This window comes from Roseovarius sp. CH_XMU1461, assembly GCF_037027165.1.
GTDB lineage: Bacteria > Pseudomonadota > Alphaproteobacteria > Rhodobacterales > Rhodobacteraceae > Roseovarius > Roseovarius nubinhibens.
Genome location: NZ_JAYMDV010000003.1, coordinates 511,357 through 532,858, shown reverse-complemented (window position 1 = coordinate 532,858; position 21,502 = coordinate 511,357). Strand labels below are relative to the sequence as shown.

The 21,502-nt window shown below is 65.0% G+C and carries 20 protein-coding genes; 11 read left to right on the top strand and 9 right to left on the bottom strand.

The genetic code is table 11. The annotated features are described in order from the left end of the window. Positions 1–20: 20 nt before the first annotated feature. The gene (locus WA237_RS11740; protein ID WP_336097855.1) at positions 21–563 is read right to left on the bottom strand and encodes a hypothetical protein; all 543 of its coding nucleotides are present in this window, start codon (positions 561–563) and stop codon (positions 21–23) included. Continuing rightward, entirely contained in the window at positions 560–1,510 is a 951-nt protein-coding gene (locus tag WA237_RS11735) for an aspartate carbamoyltransferase catalytic subunit (RefSeq protein WP_336097853.1), read from the bottom strand. The genes WA237_RS11740 and WA237_RS11735 overlap by 4 nt, the downstream gene beginning before the upstream one ends. A gap of 196 nt (positions 1,511–1,706) precedes the next feature. On the opposite strand from WA237_RS11735, the gene WA237_RS11730 reads away from it, so the two are divergent. From WA237_RS11730 to WA237_RS11710, 5 genes are all read left to right on the top strand, one after another. Further along, a complete protein-coding gene (locus WA237_RS11730; protein ID WP_336097852.1) occupies positions 1,707–2,510 on the top strand; it encodes a uracil-DNA glycosylase in 804 nt (267 codons plus the stop codon). Beyond that, entirely contained in the window at positions 2,507–3,103 is a 597-nt protein-coding gene (locus WA237_RS11725) for a metallophosphoesterase family protein (RefSeq protein WP_336097849.1), read from the top strand. The genes WA237_RS11730 and WA237_RS11725 overlap by 4 nt, the downstream gene beginning before the upstream one ends. A gap of 7 nt (positions 3,104–3,110) precedes the next feature. Then, positions 3,111–3,653 (top strand): molybdenum cofactor biosynthesis protein B, encoded by a 543-nt coding sequence (moaB, locus tag WA237_RS11720; protein WP_336097847.1) that lies wholly within the window; start codon positions 3,111–3,113, stop codon positions 3,651–3,653. A gap of 71 nt (positions 3,654–3,724) precedes the next feature. Further along, a complete protein-coding gene (locus tag WA237_RS11715; RefSeq protein ID WP_336097846.1) occupies positions 3,725–5,170 on the top strand; it encodes an efflux RND transporter periplasmic adaptor subunit in 1,446 nt (481 codons plus the stop codon). A gap of 3 nt (positions 5,171–5,173) precedes the next feature. Further along, positions 5,174–8,545 carry an efflux RND transporter permease subunit gene (locus WA237_RS11710; protein WP_336097844.1) on the top strand — a complete coding sequence of 1,124 codons (3,372 nt, stop codon included), beginning with the start codon at positions 5,174–5,176 and terminating at the stop codon, positions 8,543–8,545. On the opposite strand, the gene WA237_RS11705 is transcribed toward WA237_RS11710, so the two are convergent. Continuing rightward, positions 8,524–9,321 carry a protein-disulfide reductase DsbD domain-containing protein gene (locus WA237_RS11705; protein WP_336097842.1) on the bottom strand — a complete coding sequence of 266 codons (798 nt, stop codon included), beginning with the start codon at positions 9,319–9,321 and terminating at the stop codon, positions 8,524–8,526. The genes WA237_RS11710 and WA237_RS11705 overlap by 22 nt on opposite strands. 130 nt (positions 9,322–9,451) lie before the next feature. On the opposite strand from WA237_RS11705, the gene WA237_RS11700 reads away from it, so the two are divergent. Then, positions 9,452–10,018: a YqgE/AlgH family protein gene (locus tag WA237_RS11700; protein ID WP_336097841.1), complete on the top strand. Its 567-nt coding sequence runs from the start codon at positions 9,452–9,454 to the stop codon at positions 10,016–10,018. A 198-nt stretch (positions 10,019–10,216) separates the two neighbouring features. Here the strand turns inward: WA237_RS11700 and WA237_RS11695 are convergent, their stop codons facing one another. Beyond that, positions 10,217–11,170: an L-threonylcarbamoyladenylate synthase gene (locus tag WA237_RS11695; protein WP_336097839.1), complete on the bottom strand. Its 954-nt coding sequence runs from the start codon at positions 11,168–11,170 to the stop codon at positions 10,217–10,219. Between the two features lie 99 nt (positions 11,171–11,269). On the opposite strand from WA237_RS11695, the gene WA237_RS11690 reads away from it, so the two are divergent. Then, on the top strand, positions 11,270–12,979 hold the full coding sequence (locus WA237_RS11690) for an acyl-CoA dehydrogenase (protein ID WP_336097838.1): 1,710 nt from the start codon (positions 11,270–11,272) through the stop codon (positions 12,977–12,979). Here the strand turns inward: WA237_RS11690 and WA237_RS11685 are convergent. After that, entirely contained in the window at positions 12,976–13,455 is a 480-nt protein-coding gene (locus WA237_RS11685; protein WP_336097836.1) for an SRPBCC family protein, read from the bottom strand. The genes WA237_RS11690 and WA237_RS11685 overlap by 4 nt on opposite strands. Beyond that, positions 13,452–13,793, bottom strand: coding sequence for an ArsR/SmtB family transcription factor (locus tag WA237_RS11680; protein ID WP_336097835.1), 342 nt, complete (start codon positions 13,791–13,793; stop codon positions 13,452–13,454). Before WA237_RS11680 ends, WA237_RS11685 begins: the two co-directional genes overlap by 4 nt. 176 nt (positions 13,794–13,969) lie before the next feature. On the opposite strand from WA237_RS11680, the gene WA237_RS11675 reads away from it, so the two are divergent. The 4 genes from WA237_RS11675 (at position 13,970) to WA237_RS11660 (ending at position 16,402) form a co-directional block, all read left to right on the top strand. Further along, positions 13,970–15,034 carry an MBL fold metallo-hydrolase gene (locus WA237_RS11675; RefSeq protein ID WP_336097834.1) on the top strand — a complete coding sequence of 355 codons (1,065 nt, stop codon included), beginning with the start codon at positions 13,970–13,972 and terminating at the stop codon, positions 15,032–15,034. 3 nt (positions 15,035–15,037) lie between these two features. Beyond that, positions 15,038–15,493 carry a DUF6173 family protein gene (locus tag WA237_RS11670; RefSeq protein WP_009813969.1) on the top strand — a complete coding sequence of 152 codons (456 nt, stop codon included), beginning with the start codon at positions 15,038–15,040 and terminating at the stop codon, positions 15,491–15,493. Positions 15,494–15,598: 105 nt separating this feature from the next. Next, positions 15,599–15,733 (top strand): aa3-type cytochrome c oxidase subunit IV, encoded by a 135-nt coding sequence (locus tag WA237_RS11665; protein ID WP_009813970.1) that lies wholly within the window; start codon positions 15,599–15,601, stop codon positions 15,731–15,733. A 63-nt stretch (positions 15,734–15,796) separates the two neighbouring features. After that, positions 15,797–16,402: a hypothetical protein gene (locus WA237_RS11660; RefSeq protein WP_336097833.1), complete on the top strand. Its 606-nt coding sequence runs from the start codon at positions 15,797–15,799 to the stop codon at positions 16,400–16,402. A gap of 59 nt (positions 16,403–16,461) precedes the next feature. Here WA237_RS11660 and WA237_RS11655 read toward each other — a convergent pair whose 3' ends face one another. The 3 genes from WA237_RS11655 to WA237_RS11645 all read right to left on the bottom strand — a co-directional run bounded on the left by WA237_RS11655 (position 16,462) and on the right by WA237_RS11645 (position 21,442). Beyond that, a complete protein-coding gene (locus WA237_RS11655; RefSeq protein WP_336097832.1) occupies positions 16,462–17,877 on the bottom strand; it encodes a hypothetical protein in 1,416 nt (471 codons plus the stop codon). Between the two features lie 180 nt (positions 17,878–18,057). Continuing rightward, the gene (locus WA237_RS11650) at positions 18,058–19,443 is read right to left on the bottom strand and encodes an aminotransferase family protein (RefSeq protein WP_040618437.1); all 1,386 of its coding nucleotides are present in this window, start codon (positions 19,441–19,443) and stop codon (positions 18,058–18,060) included. A gap of 214 nt (positions 19,444–19,657) precedes the next feature. After that, on the bottom strand, positions 19,658–21,442 hold the full coding sequence (locus WA237_RS11645; protein ID WP_336097830.1) for an ABC transporter ATP-binding protein: 1,785 nt from the start codon (positions 21,440–21,442) through the stop codon (positions 19,658–19,660). Between the last annotated feature and the right edge of the window lie 60 nt (positions 21,443–21,502).

Genomic DNA, 21,502 nt, shown 5'->3' with positions numbered 1-21,502 from the left:
CGCATCAGGTGATTGATCCGTCAGGCGATCCAGATCATCAGCGCTGTCAGCGCAAAGAGCACCAAAAGCGCCACCATGGCGACCCGGCCCAGAATGGCGTTGTTCGAGGGCGTCTTGACCGGGGCAGTGTGCACCGCGCCTTGTGCGCCACCGGCGGGCAGGGGCGTGAATTCGACCGCTTGGCCCGCCTCGCGCCAGGTCCCGACCCAGCGCAGCGGCGCGCGCGGGCGCAGCGTCTCAGCCCGGCCCTCGAAAGCGCCGGAACTCAGCACCAGAACATGGCCATCGACCGCGTCGATCATCGCACGGTCCTGCGCCAGATCCTCGGGTGCCACGCCCAGCCCTTCGGTGAGATAGCCCACGAGCCCCAGCCCGGTGAGATCGCTCACCGGAAAGACTTCGACATATTCGGGATCGAGCCTGTCGACCCCAAGTGCGGCTGCGAGCGCCGGGCCCTCGCCCGCCAACCCGGCAAATTCGGCGATCTCTTCTGGCGGCAATTGCACCCGAAACAGGCGGATGACGCCATGTTCCTCGGCCGGGATCTGGATCGTATCGCTCATACCATCACCTCCTTGGGGCGGGCGCGCAGGTTGCGGGCCAGCAGGTCCATCGCGGCCATGCGCACGGCCACGCCCATTTCGACCTGCTCCTGAATAACGGAACGGTTGATGTCGTCGGCAAGTTCCCCATCGATTTCCACGCCCCGGTTCATCGGCCCCGGATGCATGATGATCGCATCCTCCTTGGCGTGGCCGAGCTTTTCGGCATCAAGCCCGTAGCGGTGGTAATATTCGCGCTCGGACGGGATGAACCCGCCATCCATCCGCTCGCGTTGCAGACGCAGCATCATCACTACATCCACATCTTTCAGCCCTTCTTTCATGTCGTCGAAGACTTCGACGCCAAATTCGCCGATCCCCGACGGCATGAGCGTCGGCGGCCCGATGAGACGCACGCGGTTCTCCATCTTGCCCAAAAGCAGGATGTTCGACCGTGCCACCCGGCTATGGGCGATGTCGCCGCAAATGGCGATCGACAGACGATGCAGCCGGCCCTTGGCGCGCCGGATCGTCAGCGCATCGAGAAGCGCCTGCGTCGGATGCTCATGCCGCCCGTCGCCCGCGTTGAGCACCGCGCAATTCACCTTCTGCGCCAGCAAATCCACCGCCCCGGAATGCGGATGCCGCACCACCAGAAGATCGGGATGCATCGCATTGAGGGTGAGCGCCGTATCGATGAGCGTCTCGCCCTTCTTGATCGAACTGGCCTGCATCGCCATGTTCATCACATCCGCGCCAAGCCGCTTGCCCGCCAGCTCGAAACTGGCCTGGGTGCGGGTCGAGTTCTCAAAGAACATGTTGATCTGCGTAAGCCCCGCCAGCGCGTCGGAATGTTTCATGTCGCGCCGGTTGAGATCGACATATTGATCGGCCAGGTCGAGGATCGTCGTGATCGCGGCAGGCGACAGGGGTTCGATCCCCAAGAGATGACGGTGATCAAAGGACATGGCGCACTCCGAGCGGCTTGAGGGGCGGAAAATTGTCCGGGTTATAGGCCCGGATGACCCCTGCGGCAAGGCATAGTCCAAAGAGCAGCCGCGCCTCTTTCTGGGAGCAAATACCCATAGGGCAACCGCGACCACATACACCACGCCCGCACAGGAGGCGCTTTCAAGTAACGGGCAAGCGCGGTAGCTTGGGCGCATGGATTCGGCGCTAGATTTTCACACCGCCCGCGCCCTGCTCGAATGGCAGGTCGAACTGGGTGCGGACGAGGCCATCGGGGATAGCCCGGTGGACCGCTACGCGCTTGAGCCGCGGGCGCCAAAACCCGCGACGCCCGCTGCCGCGCCGAGCCCGGCGGAGGCCGCGAAACTGCCGCCCGTCGCCGCCCCCAAGACCGATCCCGTGGCCGAAGCCCGCAAATCCGCCCTCGCGGCGCAGGATCTGGCAGGGCTCAAGGCGGCAATGGCAGGCTATGAGCATTGCGAGCTCAAGCGCGGGGCGCGGCAGCTGGTGTTCTCGGACGGGCATCCCGGCGCGCGGGTCATGCTCATCGGCGAGGCACCGGGCCGTGACGAGGACCGCGCCGGCAAGCCCTTCGTCGGGCAGGCGGGGCAGATGCTCGACCGGATGCTGGCGGCCATCGGGCTCGACCGCGGATCCGACGATCCCGGCCAGGGCGCCTATATCACCAATGTGATGCCATGGCGGCCGCCGCAGAACCGCGACCCAAGCCCCGAGGAAATCGCCATGATGGTGCCCTTCATGGAGCGGCATGTGGCGCTGGCCAATCCCGATCTGCTGCTGCTGGTGGGCAATATTTCTTGCCAGGCGGGGCTTGGAAAACGCGGCATCACGCGGCTGCGCGGCAACTGGACCGAGGCCTATGGCAAACCGGCGCTGCCGATCTTTCACCCGGCCTATCTGTTGCGCACGCCGAGCGCCAAGCGCGAGGCCTGGGCCGATCTCTTGAGCCTCAAGGCGCGGCTCCAAGGCCTCACATGAAAATCCTGGCTTTCTCCGATCTGCATGGCGCGCCGTCGCGGGCCGCAGAGCTCGTGGAGGCGGCACAAGGGGCCGATCTTGTGCTCGGGGCGGGGGATTTCTGCAACCATCGCAACGGTCTGGCCGAGGCTCTGGCGCTGCTTGACGGGATTTCTGCGCCACGGGTCTTTGTGCCCGGCAATCATGAGAGCGCCGAGGAACTGAGCCAAGCCGCCGGACCCGGCGTCACGGTTTTGCATGGCGCGGGCTGTGAGATTGACGGGCTGCGGATCTTCGGGCTGGGCTATGGCGTGCCGGTCACGCCCTTTGGCGACTGGTCCTGCGACATGACCGAAGACATGGCCGAGGCACAGCTCGCGCCCTGCGCGGCGGCCGATATCCTCTTGCTGCATTCGCCGCCCAAGGGGCTGGCGGATCGGACGGGGCAACGGCAATCGGTCGGTTCGACCGCCATTCACGCGGCCATCGCCCGTATTCAGCCCCGGCTTGCGCTCTGCGGTCATATCCATGACAGCTGGGGCGTGCGGGGGCGGATCGGCGCGAGCGAGCTGGTCAATCTTGGCCCCGTGCCCAATTGGTTTGAACTGGAGTGACCCGAGCATGAGCCGCATCGACGAGAGCCGCGATTTCATCCCCGTGCGCATCGCGCTTTTGACCGTGAGCGATACCCGCCAGGCGGGCGACGACCGGTCGGGCGATGTGCTGGCGGCGCGGCTCGGCGAGGCCGGGCATGTGCTGGCCGCGCGCAAGATCCTGCGCGACGAACGTCACGAGATCGCCGAGCAACTGCGCGCCTGGGTCGCCGATCCGGAGATCGACGTGGTGATCAGCACCGGCGGCACCGGGCTCACCGGGCGCGATGTCACGGTCGAGGCGCATCGCGACGTCTATGAAAAGGAAATCGATGCCTTCGGCACTGTGTTCACCATCGTGTCGATGCAGAAGATCGGCACCTCGGCGGTGCAGTCCCGGGCCACCGGTGGCGTGGCGGGCGGCACCTATCTCTTTGCCCTGCCGGGCAGCCCCGGCGCCTGCAAGGATGCCTGGGACGAAATTTTGGTCAAACAGCTCGATTACAGGCATATGCCCTGCAATTTCGTTGAAATCATGCCCCGTCTCGACGAACATTTGCGCCGTAAATAAAAAACTGCGACGGAAGCCGCGGCCTCGGCCGTATAAGCTCTGTCCGACAGTCCTATCCAAGGCCATTTGCAATGCGTTTTCTGCGTCAAAGCCTCACCGGCTTGATCCTAGCCTCTATCACCTTGGCGTTTCTGGCGCTGGCCGTGCACATGGTCTGGAGCGCCGTGTCGGAACGATTGGCGAGCGAGCCACGCGCCGAGCCGCGCCGTGAACGGGTGTTTGCGGTCCATGTGGTCGAGGCCGAGGCGCGCGAGGAACAGCCGGTGCTCATCGCCTTTGGGCAGGTGCAGAGCCGTCGGACGCTCGAAATCCGGGCGCAGGTCGCGGGCACGCTCATCGCGCTGTCAGAAGAGTTCGTGGAAGGCGGCGAAGTCACCAAAGGCCAGTTTCTGGCGCGGATCGATCCCGCCGATGCCGAGGCGGCGCTGGCGGGGGCAGAGAGCGATCTCGCCGATGCGCAGGCCGACCGGCGCGATGCGGAACGCAGCCTTGTGCTCGCCCGTGACGAAGAGGCGGCGGCGCGCGAACAGGCCGAGCTGCGCCAGACCGCGCTCACCCGTCAGCAGGATCTAGAGGCGCGTGGCGTCGGCACAGCGGCCACGGTGGAAACCGCCGCCCTTGCCGCCGCGCAGGCGCGTCAGGCGGTGCTGAGCGCCCGTCAGGCCGTGGCCAGCGCCGAGGGCCGCATGGATCAGACCGCCAACGCCCTGACCCGCGCCAGATTGGCCCGCGACGAGGCGGCGCGCCGTCTTGCCGAGACCGAGATCCGCGCCGAGTTCGCCGGGCGGCTGAGCGGGGTGGATGTGGTCGAGGGCGGCATCGTGTCGACCAATGAACGGCTGGCCGATCTGATCGACGCCGAGACGCTCGAAGTGGCCTTCCGGGTCTCGACCCCACAGTTTTCGCGGCTCTTGGGGCCTGACAACCGGTTGCTCGACGCGCCGGTGCGGGTGACGCTGGACGCCTATGGGGCCAATATCACCGCCGAGGGGCGGCTTGTCCGCGCGAGCGCGGCTGTGGCCGAGGGCGAGACCGGACGGCTGGTCTTTGCGCGGCTCGCAGCGGCGCAAGGGCTCAAACCCGGCGATTTCGTCACCGTGGCGGTGAACGAGCCGCCGCTATCCGACGCGATCCGCCTGCCCGCCACGGCGCTCGGTGCCGATGGCGCGGTTCTGGTGCTGGGCGATGACGACCGGCTCGAGGCGGTGCCGGTGCGTTTGCTGCGCCGCCAGAGCGACGAGGTGCTGGTGGCCTCTGACAGGCTCTCGGGTCTGCGGGTGGTGGCGGAACGTTCACCGCTGCTCGGCGAAGGTATCAAGGTGCGGGCGCTCGGCAGTGACGGGGCGCAGGCGGCGGAGGTGCCGCTTACCGATGCGCGGCGGGCGCGGCTCATCGCCTATGTGCAAAGCGCGCCGAACATTCCGAGCTCGGAACGCGACCGGCTCTTGCAGCAATTGGAGCGCGAACAGGTGCCCGCGGGGCTTGTCCAGCGGCTCGAAACCCGGATCGGAGGTTAGGCCATGGCGCGCGACATCCCTCCGGCGGCGGGCGGCATCCTGTCCTATTTCACCCGCCACCGGACGGCGGCGAACCTGCTTTTGGTGGTGATGGTGGTGCTCGGCCTCGCCGCGGCCCCCAATATGCGGGCGCAGTTCTTTCCCGATGTGGTGGTCGAAACCGTTAGCGTTTCGGTCGAATGGGAGGGCGCCGGGGCCGAGGATGTGGATGCGGCCATCGTGCAGGTGCTCGAGCCCACGCTGCTGGCGGTCGAAGGCGTCGAGACCGGCTCATCGAGCAGCAGCGAAGGCCGCGCCTCGATCACGCTCGAATTCGAGCCGGGCTGGGACATGGGGCGCGCCGCCGATGATGTGCAGAGCGCGGTCGATCTGATCACCACCCTGCCGGAGGCCTCGGAAGAGCCGAGCGTGAGCCGGGGCGCCTGGCGCGACCGGGTGACCGATGTGGTGATCACCGGGCCGGTGGGCAGCGAGCAGCTGGGCCGGTTTGCCGACGAGTTCGTCTCGCGCCTCTTTGAAGTGGGGGTCACCCGGACCACGCTGCGCGGCGTCTCGGCGCCGGAAACTATCGTCGAAGTGCCCTCGGTCAATCTCATGGCCTATGACATCACCATGGCCGAAATCGCCGCCAGGGTAGGGTTTGAGGTCAACGCCACCCCGGCGGGCGATGTGGCGGGGGCCAACAGCCGGGTGCGCACCGGCGTTGAAAAGCGCAGCGCCGCCGATGTGGCGGGGATCGTGCTGCGCACCAATGCCGATGGCTCGACCCTGACGGTGGGCGATATCGCCACGGTCCGTACCGAGGGCATCGCCCGCGAACGCAGCTATTTCGTCGGCGACGATCCGGCAATCTCGATCCGCGTCGACCGCAGCGCCAGCGGCGACGCCATCGGCATTCAGACCACCGTCGAAGAGGTCGCCCGCGAGATGCAGGCGAGCCTGCCCGAGGGGGTCAGCGTCGACCTGATCCGCACCCGGTCCGAACTTATCTCGGCGCGGCTTAACATCTTGTTGGAAAATGGGCTTATGGGGCTCGTGCTGGTGGTGGCGCTGCTGTTTCTCTTCCTCAACACGCGCATCGCCTTTTGGGTCGCGGCGGGCATTCCGGTGGCGATGCTGGCGGCGATTGCCTTCATGTATATCGCGGGGCTCACCTTCAACATGATCTCGCTTTTCGCGCTGATCATCACGCTCGGCATCGTGGTGGATGATGCCATCGTGGTCGGCGAACATGCGGATGCGCGGGCCCGGAAATTGGGCGAACGCCCCATGGTGGCGGCGGAAAACGCGGCGCAGCGTATGGCGATGCCGGTGTTCAGCGCGACGCTCACCACGCTGATTGCGTTTTTCGGGCTGACGGTGCTCAGCGGGCGGTTCGGCTCGCTCATCTCGGATATGCCCTTTACGGTGATCGCGGTGCTGCTGGCGTCGCTGGTCGAATGTTTTCTCATCCTGCCCAACCACATGGCCCATGCGCTCACCCATTCCGGCGAACGGCATTGGTATGACGCGCCGAGCCGGATGGTGAACCGGGGCTTTATCCGGGTGCGCGAGCGGCTGTTTCGGCCTGCCATGAGCTTTGTCGTCTGGGCGCGCTACCCGGTGCTCGCGCTGATGCTGCTGGCGCTGGCGTCGCAGCTCGCGGTCTTTGCCCGGGGCGACGTCAACTGGCGGTTTTTCAACGCGCCGGAACGCGGCAGCGTGACCGGCAATTTCGCCATGGCGCCGGGGGCGGAACGGGCGGATTCGCTCGCCATGATGCGCGAATTGCAGCGCGCGACCGAGGCGCTGGGCAAGGAATACGAGGCAAAGCACGGCCGCAATCCGATCAGCTATGTCATTGCAGAGGTTGGCGGAAATGCGGGCCGGGGCCTTGCGGGGACCGAGAGCAAGGATGCCGATCAGCTGGGCGCGATTTCCATCGAGCTCATCGATGCGGACCTGCGGCCCTATTCGAGCTTTGCCTTTGTGGCCGACCTGCAAAAGGCGGTGGAGGCGCATCCGCTGGCCGAAACGGTGAGCTTTCGCGGCGCGCGGTCAGGGCCCGGGGGCGATGCGCTCGACGTGCAGTTTTACGGGGCCACGGCAGAGCAGCTCAAGGCAGCGTCGCAGGCTCTGAAACAGGCGCTTTCGGCCTATCCCGAGGTCTCGGCGGTCGAGGATGACATGGCCTATGACAAGGACGAGCTGATCCTCGATCTGACGCCGCAGGGGCAGGCGCTCGGCTTTGACATCGATGCGCTGGGGCGGGTGCTGCGCAACCGGCTGGGTGGGATGACGGCGGCGGAATATCCCGATGGGCCGCGCAGTGCCGAGATCCGGGTCGAGTTGCCCGAGGACGAGCTGACGGCGGATTTTCTGGAGGGGATGCAGCTGCGGACCCCGTCGGGCAGCTATGTGCCGCTGGCCGAGCTGGTGAGTGTCGAGCGGCGGGCCGGGTTTTCCACGGTGCGGCGCGAGAACGGGCTGCGGCTCATTTCAGTTACCGGCGATATTTCCGAGGACAACCCGGCACGGGCACAGGAAATTATCGAGGCGCTGGAAGGGGATATCCTGCCGCGCATCGCCAGTGAATTGCAGGTCGAATGGCGGCTGTCGGGGCTGAGCGAGCAGGAGGACACGTTCCTCAAGGAGGCGCGGCTTGGCCTGATCCTCACCATGACGGGGATTTACCTAGTGCTGGCCTGGGTGTTTTCGAGCTGGACGCGGCCGCTTGTGGTGATGGCGATCATTCCCTTTGGCCTCGTCGGGACGATCTATGGGCATCACCAATGGGGCGTGCCGATGTCGATTTTCACCGTTGTCGGGCTGATCGGGATGAGCGGGATTATCATCAACGATTCCATCGTCTTGGTCACCACGGTCGACGATTACGCCAAGGAGCGTGGGCTCATCCCGTCGATCATCGACGGGGCGGCGGACCGGTTGCGGCCGATCATGCTTACCACTTTGACCACGGTGCTGGGCCTTGCGCCGCTGCTGTTTGAGCGGTCGCAACAGGCGCAGTTCCTCAAACCGACGGTGATCACGCTGGTCTATGGGCTCGGTTTTGGCATGGTGATGGTGCTGCTGGTGGTGCCGGCGCTGATGGCGATGCAGCAAGATGTGGCGCGGCAATTCGCGGCGCTGCGCCATGGGCTGCGGTTCCGTCAGGCGCCGGTGCGGCTGGCGCTGACGCTGGCGGTGGGCGGGATCCTTGGCTGGTTCGTGGTGACGCTGGGGGCGGCGCTGACCACCGGGGCGGCGCTCGTCGGCGCGCCCGGGACAGGCCCGGCGCTGGGCCTGTTCATCGCGGGTAGCGTGTTGATTTCCCTGCTGGTTTTCGCGGTTCTGGCAATCGGACAGATGCGCCGTCAGGGGGCGGGGCAGCCCTGAATATCCACCGCTTTTGACGCGCCGAGCACCGTGAGCCGAAGGGCGGAGCGGTCAATCGCGAAGGGGCGGCCTTCGACATGGGTCATGTAGCTCTGCACCGTGAGGCTCTGGCCTTGGCGGCTGGCCTTGGCGGGGGCGACCCAGATCAGCGGGTTGCCGGCCTCCATCACCACGGTTTCAGTGCCGCCGGTGGTGGGGAGGGTGAGGCGGGCGGTGATGCTCATGCCGTCCTTGGCGGGGGTGATCTGACAGGAGACATGGGTGAGCCCGGCCTCGCGGGCGGTCAGCGGCTGGGCCGCGAGGGCGGCGGCGACGCGCGGATCGGGGCGGGTCGTGGCGCGGTCCAGAAGGCCCGAGACCTCGACCTGCGCCGGGATGCAGATGTCTTCGCACACGCCGAGATCGACCACGCCGCGCAAGCTCACGTCACCGCCGGATTTGCGCGGTTTGACATGCAGGGGAAGGGTCACTTTTTCCTTGTATCCTATGGACTTGAGCCCCGCCTGATCAATGATGCGCGGGCGCGGCCAGAGCACCTCGACCCCGGCCAGATTACCCGATCCGCGCCAGTCGAACTGGGGCGGGATACCGGCGTCGCCAGGGGCGCGCCAATAGGTTTTCCAGCCCGGCGCGAGGGTGAATTCGATCCCAGCCATATGGCTGCCGTCGGCGAGACGCCAACCGGGCAGGATGCGGGCCGAAATGACCTCGCCGGACTGGGCGGAAAGCGGGCTGGCGGCGAGGGCCAGAAGGAGGGAGAGGAGACGTATGATCATGGGCGCGAGGATGGGGCAGGGCGGCGGGAATGCCAATTCACAATCGCGACAAGGGCCAAATGCGGCATCGGATTGCCCACGGATGCAGCCTCTGCTTGCAACCCCGCGCGGGGCAGACCATTGTTGAGATATGAGCAGCGAAACCGATCTCACGGGCAAGCTTTTGATCGCCATGCCGGGCATGGGCGATCCCCGGTTCGCGCATTCCGTCGTGTTGATGTGCGCCTATTCGCCGGAGGGCGCGATGGGGCTGATCATCAACAAGGTGACCGATGAGCTGCGGCTCGATAACCTCTTGGAACAACTGTCTATTCCCAAGTCCCCCATGGCCCGCGACCTGCCGGTGCATTTCGGCGGTCCGGTGGAGCATGGGCGGGGGTTCGTGCTGCATGATCCGTCTTATGAATCGGCGATTTCGACGCTGGAAGTGACACCCGAATTCTCGATGACGGCGACCATGGATATCCTTGAGGATATGGCGCAGGGGCTGGGGCCGAGCGACGTGATTTTGGCGCTGGGCTATGCCGGGTGGGGGCCCGGGCAGCTTGAAGGGGAGATCGCCGGGAATGGCTGGCTCGTCTGTGATGCGACGCGGGAGTTGGTGTTCGCGGCCAAGGATGGCGAGAAATGGGAGGCGGCGCTGGCGAGCCTTGGAATTTCGCCGCTGATGCTCTCGGCAGAGGGTGGCCGGGCCTGAGAGGCGACTCAGGGTCGAAACCCTTGGTTAACAGGCAAAATCGCCCCGAAATGGCACATCGGCAGCACGTCGGTATTGCGTCGGTATGACGACAGTGCGGATTTCGGGACATGGCCCCGGTTACAGCACCGCACGCGGCGTTAACCGGTTAAGTCCGGGTTACACCACCGTTTTCGTTAAAAATGTCTGAAGAAGGCCCTAGCGCGGCGCGGCGGCGCGGCGGAGCCGGTCGTTGATGGCGAGGCCGAGCCCGGTGTCGGGCACCGGGGCCACGGCGATGCCCTCGGGGGCGCGGGCGTCGAGCGCGTGCAGGTGGCCAAAGAGATTGGCCGCCGCCTCGGTCAGATCGCCCGCCGCCGAGAGGTTGAGATCACACTCCACCGGGCCGAAGCCGAGGAACAGCTCGCCCGGTTCGGCGGCGCGGGCGTTGAGCCGGACGCAGGCACCCGGCGCGTAATGCGAGGCCATCTGGCCGGGGGCGACCAGCGGATCGCCGGTGCTGTGATGGACGAGCGCCATGCCGAGCGCCGCCTCGATCGGCCCGGTGGGCAGGCCGCCGGGACGCAGGAGCGTCGGGCTGCGGCCAAGGCCGAGAATGGTGCTTTCCAGCCCGACATCGCAGGCCCCGCCATCGAGCACGGCGGCGATGCGGCCGCCGAGACCGGCGAGCACATGGTCGGCGGTGGTCGGGCTGATCCGGCCCGAGGGGTTGGCTGAGGGGGCAGCAACGGGACCGGCAAATTCCGACAGCAGCCGTTGCGCCACCGGATGCGCGGGCAGGCGGATGGCCAGCGTCGGCAGATCGGCGGTCACCAGCGGCGACAGCCCGGCATCGTCGCGCAGGGGCAGCACGAGGGTGAGCGGGCCGGGCCAGAAGGCCTGGGCCAGCCGGTCGGCCTGATCCGACCAATGGACGAAAGCCCGGGCGCGGTCGATACTGTCGACATGGACGATGAGCGGGTTGAAGCGCGGCCGCCCCTTGGCCTCGAAGATGCGGGCCACAGCCATATCGTTGCGCGCGTCACCGCCAAGCCCGTAGACCGTTTCGGTGGGCAGCGCGACCAGCCCGCCGTCGCGCAGGATGGCGGCGGCGCGGGCGTGGCCCTCGGCATCATCGGCAAGTCGGAGCGTTTCCAGATCAGAGGGGGTCATTTGTGACGCGGCGTTTCGATTGATGGTGACTGTGAGGGGCTTAGGCTAGATTGCAAGGGAATGCAAAGCCGGGACGGGCTGGGACGCAAGGAGTGCAGCATGACATATCGTGCGCCGGTTGAGGATTATCAGTTCATTTTTGACCATGTTGTGGGTCTCGAACAGGTGACCGGGACAGAGCGGTTCGCCGAGGCGACGCCGGATCTGCGGGCGGCGATTCTCGGTGAGGCGGGGCGCATGTGCGAAGAGGTTCTGGCACCGTTGCAGCGGGCCGGGGATCTGACGCCGGCGCGGCTCGAGAACGGGGTGGTGCGGACGAGCCCGGGCTTTGCCGAGGGCTATCGCGCCATCGCCGAGGGCGGCTGGGTGTCGATTGCGGCGGACCCGGCGCATGGCGGCATGGGCCTGCCTGCGAGCCTTGCCACGGCGGTCAATGAGATGATGAGCGGCGCTTGTCTGAGCCTGCAGCTCAGCCCGCTGATGACACAGGGCCAGATCGAAGCGCTCGAACATCATGCGAGCGACGAGATCAAAGAGGTCTATTTGCCCAAGCTGGTGAGCGGTGATTGGGCCGGGACGATGAACCTGACCGAGGCCCATGCCGGGTCGGATGTGGGCGCGCTGCGCACCAAGGCCGAGCCGCAGGGCGATGGCAGCTATGCGGTGACCGGGCAGAAGATTTTCATCAGCTGGGGCGACAATGACATCACCGAGAATGTCTGTCACCTCGTGCTGGCGCGGCTGCCGGGGGCGCCGGAGGGCACCAAGGGGATCAGCCTTTTCATGGTGCCGAAATATATCCCCGATGAGGCGGGCAACCCCGGCGCGGCCAATGATCTGCGGGTGGTGAGCCTCGAGCACAAGCTCGGCCTGCATGGCAGCCCCACGGCGGTGATGCAGTTCGACGGGGCGCGCGGCTGGCTCATCGGCGAGGAGGGCGGCGGCATGAAGGCGATGTTCACCATGATGAACAACGCCCGGCTTGGCGTCGGCGGGCAGGGGATCGGCGTCGCCGAGGCCGCCTGTCAGACCGCGCTCGCCTATGCCGAGGAGCGGGTGCAGGGCCGCAGCGCGGGGCCGGAAAAGGCGATCATCGGTCATGCCGATGTGCGCCGGATGCTGGCCGAGATGCGGGCCGATACCTTTGCCGCGCGGTCGATTGCGCTCGCCTGTGCGGTGGCGATCGACATGGCCCATGCCACGGGCGGCGCGGACTGGGCGGCGCGGGCGGCGTTTCTGACGCCTATCGCCAAGGCCTTTGGCACCGAGACCGGCATGCGGGTGGCCGAGTTGGGCGTGCAGGTGCATGGCGGCATGGGGTTCATCGAGGAAACCGGGGCGGCGCAATATAGCCGCGATGTCCGGGTCACCGCGATCTATGAGGGCACCAACGGCATTCAGGCGATGGACCTTGTGGGCCGCAAGCTCATGGATGGGGGCGAGGCGGCGGCGGCGATTCTGGACGAGATCGAGGCCCAGGCCGAGGCGGCGCGGGCCGAGATGCCGGAGCTGGCCGAGCCGGTCTGGCAGGCCGCCGAGAACCTGCGCGAGGCGATGGAATGGATGCTCGCGCAGGGCGAGATGACCGAGCGGTTCGCCGGGGCGGTGCCGTTTCTCATGGGGTTCGGCCGGGTTCTGGGCGCGCATTATCACCTGTCGGCGGCGATGGCCGAGGGCGAGGAGGGCAAGCGGCATCGGCTGGCGCGGTTCTATATCCGGCGGCTGTTGCCGCAGAGCGCCGCCTATCTCGCCCATGCCACGGCGGGGGCCGAGGGGGTGATGGCGCTCAGCCCCGAGGATCTGCGTTAGGATCTGCGTTGAGACAGGCTCTGGGCGTAGCGTTCGAGCTGATCGGCGACGGTGCCCCAGCCGTCGTGAAACCCCATGTCCTCATGGCTCTTGCGGGCCTCGGGTGAGCGGTGGCGCGCGGTCGCAGTATAGAGCGTGCCGCCCGCGCCATCGTCTTCGAGATCGAGAATGGCGGTCATGAAGGGATCGGGGGCGGGTTTCCAGCCCTCGCTATAGCCATCGGTGAAGACCAGCCGGGTCTGTGGCACGACCTCGAGATAGACGCCGGTATTCTCCATCTCCTGCCCCTCGACGAGGAAGGTGGTGTTGAACCGGCCGCCGACGCGCAGGTCGATGTCGCAGCGCGTGACCTGATGCGGCGCGGGGATGAAGAAATGCGGGATATGGTCGGGCGAGGTCCAGCACTCCCAGATCAGCGCCCGGGGCGCGGCGAGGCGGCGGGTGAAACTCAGGTCGGTCTTGGGGTCGAGCATCATGAGCTGCGGTCCTTCATCAGGGTTGTGACATAGCTGTCGAGCCGGTCGAGACGGCCCTCCCAGAGGCCGCGCTGGGTGGCGAGCCAGTCGGTGGCGGGGGCAAAGGCCTCGGGGGCGAGCGCGCAGAGCCGGCTGCGCCCCTGCTTGCGGGTGGTGATGAGCCCGGCGGCCTCGAGACGGGTCAGATGCCCCATGAAGGAGGGCAGCGACATGTCATGCGGCGCGGCGAGCTCGCTCACGCTGGCCTCGCCCCGGGCGAGCCGTTCGAGAATGCGCCGCCGCGTCGGGTCGCCCAGCGCGGTGAAGCACTCGGAGAGGGTCGAATCATACTTAGCCATGTGCCTAAGTATTGGCGGCGGGCGCGCTTGGTCAAGGAGAAACTTAGGCCCTGACCTAAGTGACGCGACGCTGTGGCGGTGGGATAGGGCAGGCGGGTTGACCTTGCCGCACCTGCGGGGTCTGTTGGGCGCGAACCGGGGCGGCGCGCCCCGAGGCGCAGAGGGAGCCTCCGCAGATGCAAGACATGACCAAGCCGCGCGGCATTCAGATGCCATGGCCCACACCGCCCGCCGAGGGCGAGGCCACCGAGATCGCGCCCGGGCTGCTCTGGCTGCGGCTGCCGCTGCCGATGGCGCTCGACCATGTGAATATCTATGCGCTGGACGAAGGCGAGAGCTGGACCGTGGTCGACACGGGCATTCATTCGAAACGGGCGGTGGCGCTCTGGGAGAAGATCCTCGCCGGGCCCTTGGCGGGCAAACCGGTCAGCCGGGTGATCCTGACCCATCATCACCCGGATCACATCGGCATGGCGGGCTGGCTCATGGAGCGGTTCGGGGCGGAGCTCTGGATGTCGCGCACCGCCTGGCTCATGGCGCGGATGCTCATCCTCGATGTGGAGGAGGTGCCGACCGAACAGGCGCTCGACTATTGGCGCAGTGCCGGGATGGACCCGGAGATCTTTGAGACGCGGCGCGTGAGTCGGCCCTATAATTTCGCCGATACCTCCTATCCGCTGCCGGTGGGCTATCGCCGCCTGCGCGAGGGCGAGGTGATCCGGGCGGGCGGGCGCGATTGGGATGTGCGGCTTGGCAATGGCCATGCGCCGGAGCATGTCACGCTCTGGAGTCGCGACGATGCGCTGGTGATTGCGGGCGATCAGATCATCAGCTCGATCAGCCCCAATATCGGCGTCTATCCGACCGAGCCGGAGGCCGATCCGCTGGCAGACTGGCTCGAATCCTGCGAGCGGCTGGCGGGGTTTGCGCGCGAGGATCATCTGGTGCTCAGCGGGCACAAGCTGCCCTTTACCGGGCTGCCACATCGGATGCGGCAATTGATCGACAATCACCACGGGGCCCTGCGCCGTCTCGAGGCGCATCTGGCGAGCCCGCGCACCGCGGCGGAATGTTTCGCGCCGCTCTTCAAGCGGCGGATCGATGCCGGCACCTATGGGCTGGCGCTGGTTGAAGCGGTTGCACATCTCAACCATCTCTATCAGGCTGGCCGCATCACGCGGGCGCGGCGTGCCGATGGGGCGTGGCTGTGGCAGGCACAAGAGGGCTGCAAGAAAGGCTGAGCGATGGAAGACGAAATCAGGACATCCGCCGAGGCGATGGAAGCGGCCGCGATCCCGCGCTGTCGTGAGGTCCATGCCGATCCCAAACGCTGTCGTGGCGGCGAGGATGTGGTGGAAGGCGTCGAGCTCGAACCCGTCGAGCAGAAAAGCCCGGCGCAATGGGCCTATGAGCGGCTCATCCTCTATATCCAGAATTTCGAGAAGACCCTCGACAATGAACATGAGGTCGCCATGGGCTTTGCCGGGGATTCGACCGGGGTGATCCGCATCGAGGGCATGGGCTATTTCGACCCGGATATCGTGACCTTTTACGGCAGCGATGCGACCGGGGCGAAAACCCAGCTCATCCAGCATGTGACGCAGCTCAGCGTGATGCTGCGCGCCCTGCCGAAACAGGTCGAGGAAGAAGAGCCGACGCGCATCGGGTTCCGGCTGGCGCAGGGGCTCAAACCCGAGTGAGGGGAGGGCGATTTTCGCCCGCCCTGCGACAGCATGGGGCGTGACAGCCCGCGGCAAATGCAGTAACAGGCTGACCAACACGCGATTTGAAAAGGATTTGGCACGATGGCCGAGTACAAGCATGGCGAAATGGACATCACCGTTCAGGAAAAGACCTTTGAGCAGTTCATCAAATGGTCGATGCGCGTTGGCATCTTTTCGATCGGGGTTCTGATCTTCCTCGCGATTTTCAACGGCTGATCCAGCTGCTGATCTGACGGCGGCCCCAGAGCGGGCCGCGTCGCAGTTCTTGGGGGACGGGACATGCGCCCAATCGGGTTTGCGCTTTGCGCGATGCTGGCGCTCGGCGGATGCGCGGGCGAACGTGTCTGGGCCCCGGACGAGGCCGTCAAGGCCGCGGCCTATCGCCATGACGGGCCGCCGCGCCTGACCCTCTTTACCATGCTCAACAACAAGACCGGGGCCGGGGCGCATACCTCTCTCATGGTCAATGGCTCGCAGCGGATCATTTTCGATCCGGCCGGGTCGTTCGGGCATGAGACGATCCCCGAGCGCAACGATGTGCTGTTTGGCGCGACGCCGCCGGTGGTCGATGTCTACACCCGCTATCACGCGCGCGAGACCTATCACGTCAAGATCCAGGAGCTCGACGTGTCGCCCGCCGTGGCGCAGAAGGCGATGGCGCTGGTGCAGGGCTATGGCGCGGTGCCAAGCGCGCAATGCGCGCGCAGCACCTCGAGCGTCCTGGCCGAGCTTTTCCCCGGTCAGATCGCGCCGACCTGGTATCCCAAGCAGCTTGCCGAGCAGTTCAGCCAATTGCCCGGCGTGCGCGAGCAGGTGCTGCATGAATATGACAGCGACGACAATTCCAAGGTGCTGGCCGCCTGGGACCCTGCCAAGGTGAATTGAGGCGGGGGCGGTCTGCGTTGCAAGCAACGATCCCGGATGTCGCCACCTCAGACCGAAGTTCAGGGGCTATTCGCCGCGAGAAAAAGAAGAGTCGGGCGAAGCGCTTCGGGCTCTACCTCTGACAGGTCCTTCTTGGCGAGGACGGCCTGTTTGAGAAGTTCATTCACGACATTGAAGAGAGCAAACCTAAAACTTGGGTTGTCTTGGCTCGAGAGGATAAATGGGTAGAAGCTCGCGCTGATATCAGCGGCTGCCTGGGCTCTGTCAGGTGCGTTCGACAGATACTCTATTGCCGCTTCTGCAATCTGTCCGCCTGAGCGCACATGCTGAACAAGTATTGCCTCAAGAATATAGCGCGTATTCCGATTTGCGGGGCTCGTCGAGATTGGAAAACGTTCCTGGTGCAGCTCGACGAGCTCGGCAAAGTGGTCATCATCCGCGAGATACGCAAACATCAGGGCCGCTTCGAGAAGCGAGCGGTCTGTGGTTTGCAACGCCTTGGTGGCAAGTGATCGGCAGTCTGCACCCGCGCAATCGGACCGATCTTTGGTCACCCGGTCCAAGAGCTCTGTGTCGGAGAGCCGATAACCGTGTCGAGATAGGCTCGTGGTGAATCCTTTCAAAAGGGAGCGTCCCCCGAGGCGTAGGATATCAGCACTGATATGCGTCAAGATCGCCGCCTTTAAGTCACGATCAAAGAGCTGATCTACATATATAAATTCAATGTCTTGATACAGTGCAGCCGCGGCGTCCGGCCCCGATGTTTTTGCAGTGACTGCGATGGCGTCCACTGCCTGAACTAGTCGCAGAATGATCGCGCGTTGGGCGTCTTGCACCCTGGGCGGCGCAATGCCGGTTAGAACCTCAAGTTTAGCAGAGGTTTCGAGATCCTTTGACAGCGCTCTAACGTTTTCGGAGAGCGATTGCGTATCTTGGCCGCGTGCGGCTGCCAACAGAAGTGCGATGTCCTCGGTCCTGACTGGCTGGCCCGGGGCCCGGCTGTTGGTGGCGCTTTGAAAGAGGTTGGTGAAACAGTCGAGATCGGTTGCGCAATGTCTCGCGTGATCAAGCGCCTGCATTTGTTCTTCGGTTTCCGCCTCGCGAAGCGAGTCCTGTGCGGCTTTCTTTAACTCTCTCTGTTTTTGGCGCTGGATGTCGCGTGCAAGCTGGTCGCGGTTGGTTTTCAGGTGATTGAGATTTACAGAGCCAATGGATTGCCCAGAGGCAAGTTTGACTGCCAGTTCAGTCGATGGATAGCTCGTTACGATGTTTTCGAGACCGTCGATCACGGACTGTATGCCGATCAATCGTTCTTGCGGGTCCTCGACCGCTTCCAGCTTGGTGAGGGCGACAGTCATTTCAATGAAGGCTATATTCGCCTTTGATGCGTTGTCTGCCCATGAAGCTGAGGGGCGTAAGGTCATCAATGTGATGGCGAGAAGTGCAATAAGTTTAATGAAGCTGATGGGGCGCATAACAGCGGTTCCTGAAATCGTTTGACACGCCCATAGGGTCGGTTGCCTTTGCCGACTTGTCAAATTTGTAGCTGGCTGTTGGTTGTCGGGAGGGTACAGTCCCGGATTTTTCCGAGAGGCCTGTAAAAAAACGCCCCGTGAAACTCACGGGGCGTTGCCAGGTGCAGGGAGGGTATTGGATCAGCCGAAGACCTTGGTCAGGGCCTTGTCGGTGGCCTCGATGATCTGATCGATGTCGTCCTTGGTGGCGATCAGCGCGGGCGAGTAGCACAGCGTGTTGTTGAAGCCCGGGATCGAACGGTTGGTGACCCCGATGATCACGCCTTGGGCGCCACAATCGCCGACCACGGCCTGGGCCTGCTTTTCATCCACCGGCTCTTTGCTCGACCGGTCGGCGACCAGTTCGGCGCCGAGGAAGAGGCCCTTGCCGCGGACATCGCCGATGACGGCATGCTTGTCTTTCAGCGCGTGCAGCTGGTCGAGCATGTAGGCGCCCATGGCGTTACAATTGTCGAGCAGGTTCTCTTCTTCGATGATCGCCATGTTTTCCAGCGCCGCGGCGGGACCGGCGGTGCAGCCGCCAAAGGTCGAGATGTCGCGGAAATAGTTCAGCGGATCGCTGGCGTCGTCCTTGAAGAGCTCGAACACGCGCTCGGAGGTGACGCAGCAGGCGATGGCCGCATAGCCGGAGGCGACGCCTTTGGCCATGGTCACGAAATCGGGCTTCACACCGTAATGCTGATAGCCGAACCAAGTGCCGGTGCGGCCGACGCCGCAGACCACTTCGTCGATATGCAGGAGGATATCGTATTTCTCGCAGATTTCCTGCACGCGGGGCCAGTAGCCTTCGGGCGGCACGATGACGCCGCCGCCGGCGGTGATCGGCTCGAGGCAGAGCGCGCCGACGGTGTCGGGGCCTTCGGCGAGGATCACCTCTTCGATCGCATTGGCGGCCGCGATGCCGTATTCCTCGCCCGAGAGATCCCACTGGGCGCGGTATTCAAGGCAGTGCGGCACGCGCACGAAACCGGGCACATAGGGGCCGTATTGGGCGCTGCGCTCGTCCTGACCACCGGCCGAGAGCGTGGCGATGGTGGTGCCGTGATAGTCGCGGTCGCGGTAGAGGATCTTGTGCTTTTTGCCGCCATAGCGTTTGTGCGCGATCTGGCGCACCATCTTGAACGCCTTCTCATTCGCCTCGGAGCCCGAGTTCGTATAGTAGACGCGGGTCAGGCCGGGCATTTTCGAGATCAGTTTCTCGGAGAAGAGCGCGCCGGGGATCGAGCCTGCGGAGCCTGCGAAATAGGGCAGTTTCACCAGCTGGTCGCGCACCGCGTTGGCGATCCGTTCGCGGCCATAGCCCACGTTGACGGTCCAGACGCCGCCGGAGACCGCGTCGACATATTCCTTGCCCTTCTGGTCCCAGACGCGCATGTCCTTGCCTTCAAGGATGATCCGCGGCTCGCCGGTTTCGAACGGCTTGTGCTGGGTCAGGTGGTGCCAGACATGGGCGCGGTCAGCGTCCACGATTTTTTCGATATCGTTATCGAGGAATTTTCCGTCCATCATGAAACTCTCCATCGGGATGGGACGCGGCAGCGGCCGGTCGCGGGGTCTTTGCTATTCGATCCACCTGTTTGGCCTCAGAATCGGGAAATGCGATAGGGCCAGAGGGCGTATACTTATAACACCAGATGGAGCCATACCCTAATCCTGGCCCGGCCACCCCACGGGTTTGCGCCAGAATATGCCGGGATTTCGTCAGTCGGGGTGTGTGGGCTCAGCGCCCGTCATAGCCGCGTTTCTGCGCCTTGTAGAGCTGAGCATAGAGACCGTTCTCGGCCAGGAGCTCGTCATGCTGGCCGTCTTCAACGAGACGCCCGCCTTCGAGCACGAAGATCCGGTCGGCGTCCGAGATCGAGCTCAGCCTATGGGCGACGATGATGGTGGTCTTGCCCTTGGTGAGCCGGGTCAGCGCCGCCTTGATCCGTTCCTCGGTGGCCTGATCGAGCGCCGACGTCGCCTCGTCCAGCAGCAGGATCGGCGCGTCGCGCAGGAAGGCGCGGGCGATGGCGATGCGCTGTTTCTGGCCGCCCGAGAGCTGGGCGCCCTTGGGGCCGACGGGGGTGTCGCCGCGGCGGCGGATGAGTTCGGCGATGTCGGCATCCTCGGCGGCCTGCCAGACCTCGGCCTCGGTGGCGTCGGGGCGCACATAGCGGATGTTGTCCCAGATCGAGGCGTTGAAGATCACGATATCCTGCGCCACCACCGAAAACGCGCCGCGCAGCGATCCGACCTTGAGCCGGTCGATGGGCGTGTCGCCGATGCGGATTTCGCCGCCTTGCGTGTCATAGAGCCGCGACAGCAGCGACAGGATCGTCGTCTTGCCCGAGCCGGTGGCGCCGACGATGGCCGAGACCTTGCCGCCGGCGAATGTCAGGTCGAGCCCGTCAAAGAGCGGCTGTTCCGGGTCATAGGCAAAGCGCACCTTGTCCAGCGTGATGTCGGCGCGGGTGTCGAATTCGGCCACAGCCTCGGCGTGGTCGGCGATGGTGGGGGTCTGATGGAAGAGGCCGCGCACCCGGTCGAGCAGCACCAGATTGGCCTGCAACCCGCCGAAGAACTGCGCCAGAAGCCGGGCCGGATCGAACACCATGACCATGCCGAGAAGGAAGGTGATGATGCCCGCGCCATCGACGTCGAATTCGGGCCGCAGCACCATATAGCCGCCGCCGCCGATCACCAGCACATAGACAAAGGCCGAGCTCAGGTCGATCGAGGGCATGACCAGCGCCTGGGTGATCTGCACCCGGTTGAGCAGGTCGCGGATGGATTTGGTGCCCTGCATCAGCCGCGAGACTTCCATATCCTCCTGGCTCGAAATCTTGACCGTGCGCATGCCGGTCACGGTTTCCTCGATCCCGTTCATATAGTTGGCGATGGCGGTTTCGGCCTCGCCCTGCGCCTGTTTCACCCGGTCCGAGACATAGTTCATTACCCAGATGATGAAGGGCAAAACCACCACGGCGGTGCCAAAGAGAATGGGGTTCTTATAGATCAGATAGCCCGAGACGATGATCACGGTCACCGCGTCGCGCACCGCATTGGCGACGCCGAGGCCGACGAACATGCCAAGCGTCTGGGTCTGGCTCACGATGCGCTGAATGATTTCGCCGGATTTGGTGCGCTCGAAATAGGCGAGGTCGAGCTTCATCAGATGGGTGAGCATGTCGCGGCGCATCTCGAAGATCGCTTGGTTGGCCATGCGCACCGTGACCAGCGGCACCAGATAGGACATGAGCCCGCGCACCGCGAAGAGGAAGAAGACCGCAAGGCAGACCATCGCCAATTCGCGCAGCGTGCCGCGCTCGAAGATCACCCTGAGGCCGTTTTCGGTCATCGACAGGAATTGCTGGAAGACCACGCCCTGCACGAGGATCATCAAGAGCACGACGAGCAGCTTGCCCGTGTGTTTGCGCAGGTAGCGCGACCAGAACCAACGCAGGTTGTCGCGATCTGCCTGGGAATAGAGCGGGCCGCGTTTCTCTTGGGGGGTGTCGGTCATGAAAGGGCCTGATTGCTATGCGGGGCGGGGCAGCGTGAGAGGCCCGGGGGGACCCGGGCT

What these genes read in the sequence shown, in the direction of transcription:
- WA237_RS11740 (WP_336097855.1), bottom strand. Translation starts at nt 563, where the DNA reads ATGAGCGATACGATCCAGATCCCGGCCGAGGAACATGGCGTCATCCGC.
- WA237_RS11735 (WP_336097853.1), bottom strand. Translation starts at nt 1,510, where the DNA reads ATGTCCTTTGATCACCGTCATCTCTTGGGGATCGAACCCCTGTCGCCT.
- WA237_RS11730 (WP_336097852.1), top strand. Translation starts at nt 1,707, where the DNA reads ATGGATTCGGCGCTAGATTTTCACACCGCCCGCGCCCTGCTCGAATGG.
- WA237_RS11725 (WP_336097849.1), top strand. Translation starts at nt 2,507, where the DNA reads ATGAAAATCCTGGCTTTCTCCGATCTGCATGGCGCGCCGTCGCGGGCC.
- moaB (WP_336097847.1), top strand. Translation starts at nt 3,111, where the DNA reads ATGAGCCGCATCGACGAGAGCCGCGATTTCATCCCCGTGCGCATCGCG.
- WA237_RS11715 (WP_336097846.1), top strand. Translation starts at nt 3,725, where the DNA reads ATGCGTTTTCTGCGTCAAAGCCTCACCGGCTTGATCCTAGCCTCTATC.
- WA237_RS11710 (WP_336097844.1), top strand. Translation starts at nt 5,174, where the DNA reads ATGGCGCGCGACATCCCTCCGGCGGCGGGCGGCATCCTGTCCTATTTC.
- WA237_RS11705 (WP_336097842.1), bottom strand. Translation starts at nt 9,321, where the DNA reads ATGATCATACGTCTCCTCTCCCTCCTTCTGGCCCTCGCCGCCAGCCCG.
- WA237_RS11700 (WP_336097841.1), top strand. Translation starts at nt 9,452, where the DNA reads ATGAGCAGCGAAACCGATCTCACGGGCAAGCTTTTGATCGCCATGCCG.
- WA237_RS11695 (WP_336097839.1), bottom strand. Translation starts at nt 11,170, where the DNA reads ATGACCCCCTCTGATCTGGAAACGCTCCGACTTGCCGATGATGCCGAG.
- WA237_RS11690 (WP_336097838.1), top strand. Translation starts at nt 11,270, where the DNA reads ATGACATATCGTGCGCCGGTTGAGGATTATCAGTTCATTTTTGACCAT.
- WA237_RS11685 (WP_336097836.1), bottom strand. Translation starts at nt 13,455, where the DNA reads ATGATGCTCGACCCCAAGACCGACCTGAGTTTCACCCGCCGCCTCGCC.
- WA237_RS11680 (WP_336097835.1), bottom strand. Translation starts at nt 13,793, where the DNA reads ATGGCTAAGTATGATTCGACCCTCTCCGAGTGCTTCACCGCGCTGGGC.
- WA237_RS11675 (WP_336097834.1), top strand. Translation starts at nt 13,970, where the DNA reads ATGCAAGACATGACCAAGCCGCGCGGCATTCAGATGCCATGGCCCACA.
- WA237_RS11670 (WP_009813969.1), top strand. Translation starts at nt 15,038, where the DNA reads ATGGAAGACGAAATCAGGACATCCGCCGAGGCGATGGAAGCGGCCGCG.
- WA237_RS11665 (WP_009813970.1), top strand. Translation starts at nt 15,599, where the DNA reads ATGGCCGAGTACAAGCATGGCGAAATGGACATCACCGTTCAGGAAAAG.
- WA237_RS11660 (WP_336097833.1), top strand. Translation starts at nt 15,797, where the DNA reads ATGCGCCCAATCGGGTTTGCGCTTTGCGCGATGCTGGCGCTCGGCGGA.
- WA237_RS11655 (WP_336097832.1), bottom strand. Translation starts at nt 17,877, where the DNA reads ATGCGCCCCATCAGCTTCATTAAACTTATTGCACTTCTCGCCATCACA.
- WA237_RS11650 (WP_040618437.1), bottom strand. Translation starts at nt 19,443, where the DNA reads ATGGACGGAAAATTCCTCGATAACGATATCGAAAAAATCGTGGACGCT.
- WA237_RS11645 (WP_336097830.1), bottom strand. Translation starts at nt 21,442, where the DNA reads ATGACCGACACCCCCCAAGAGAAACGCGGCCCGCTCTATTCCCAGGCA.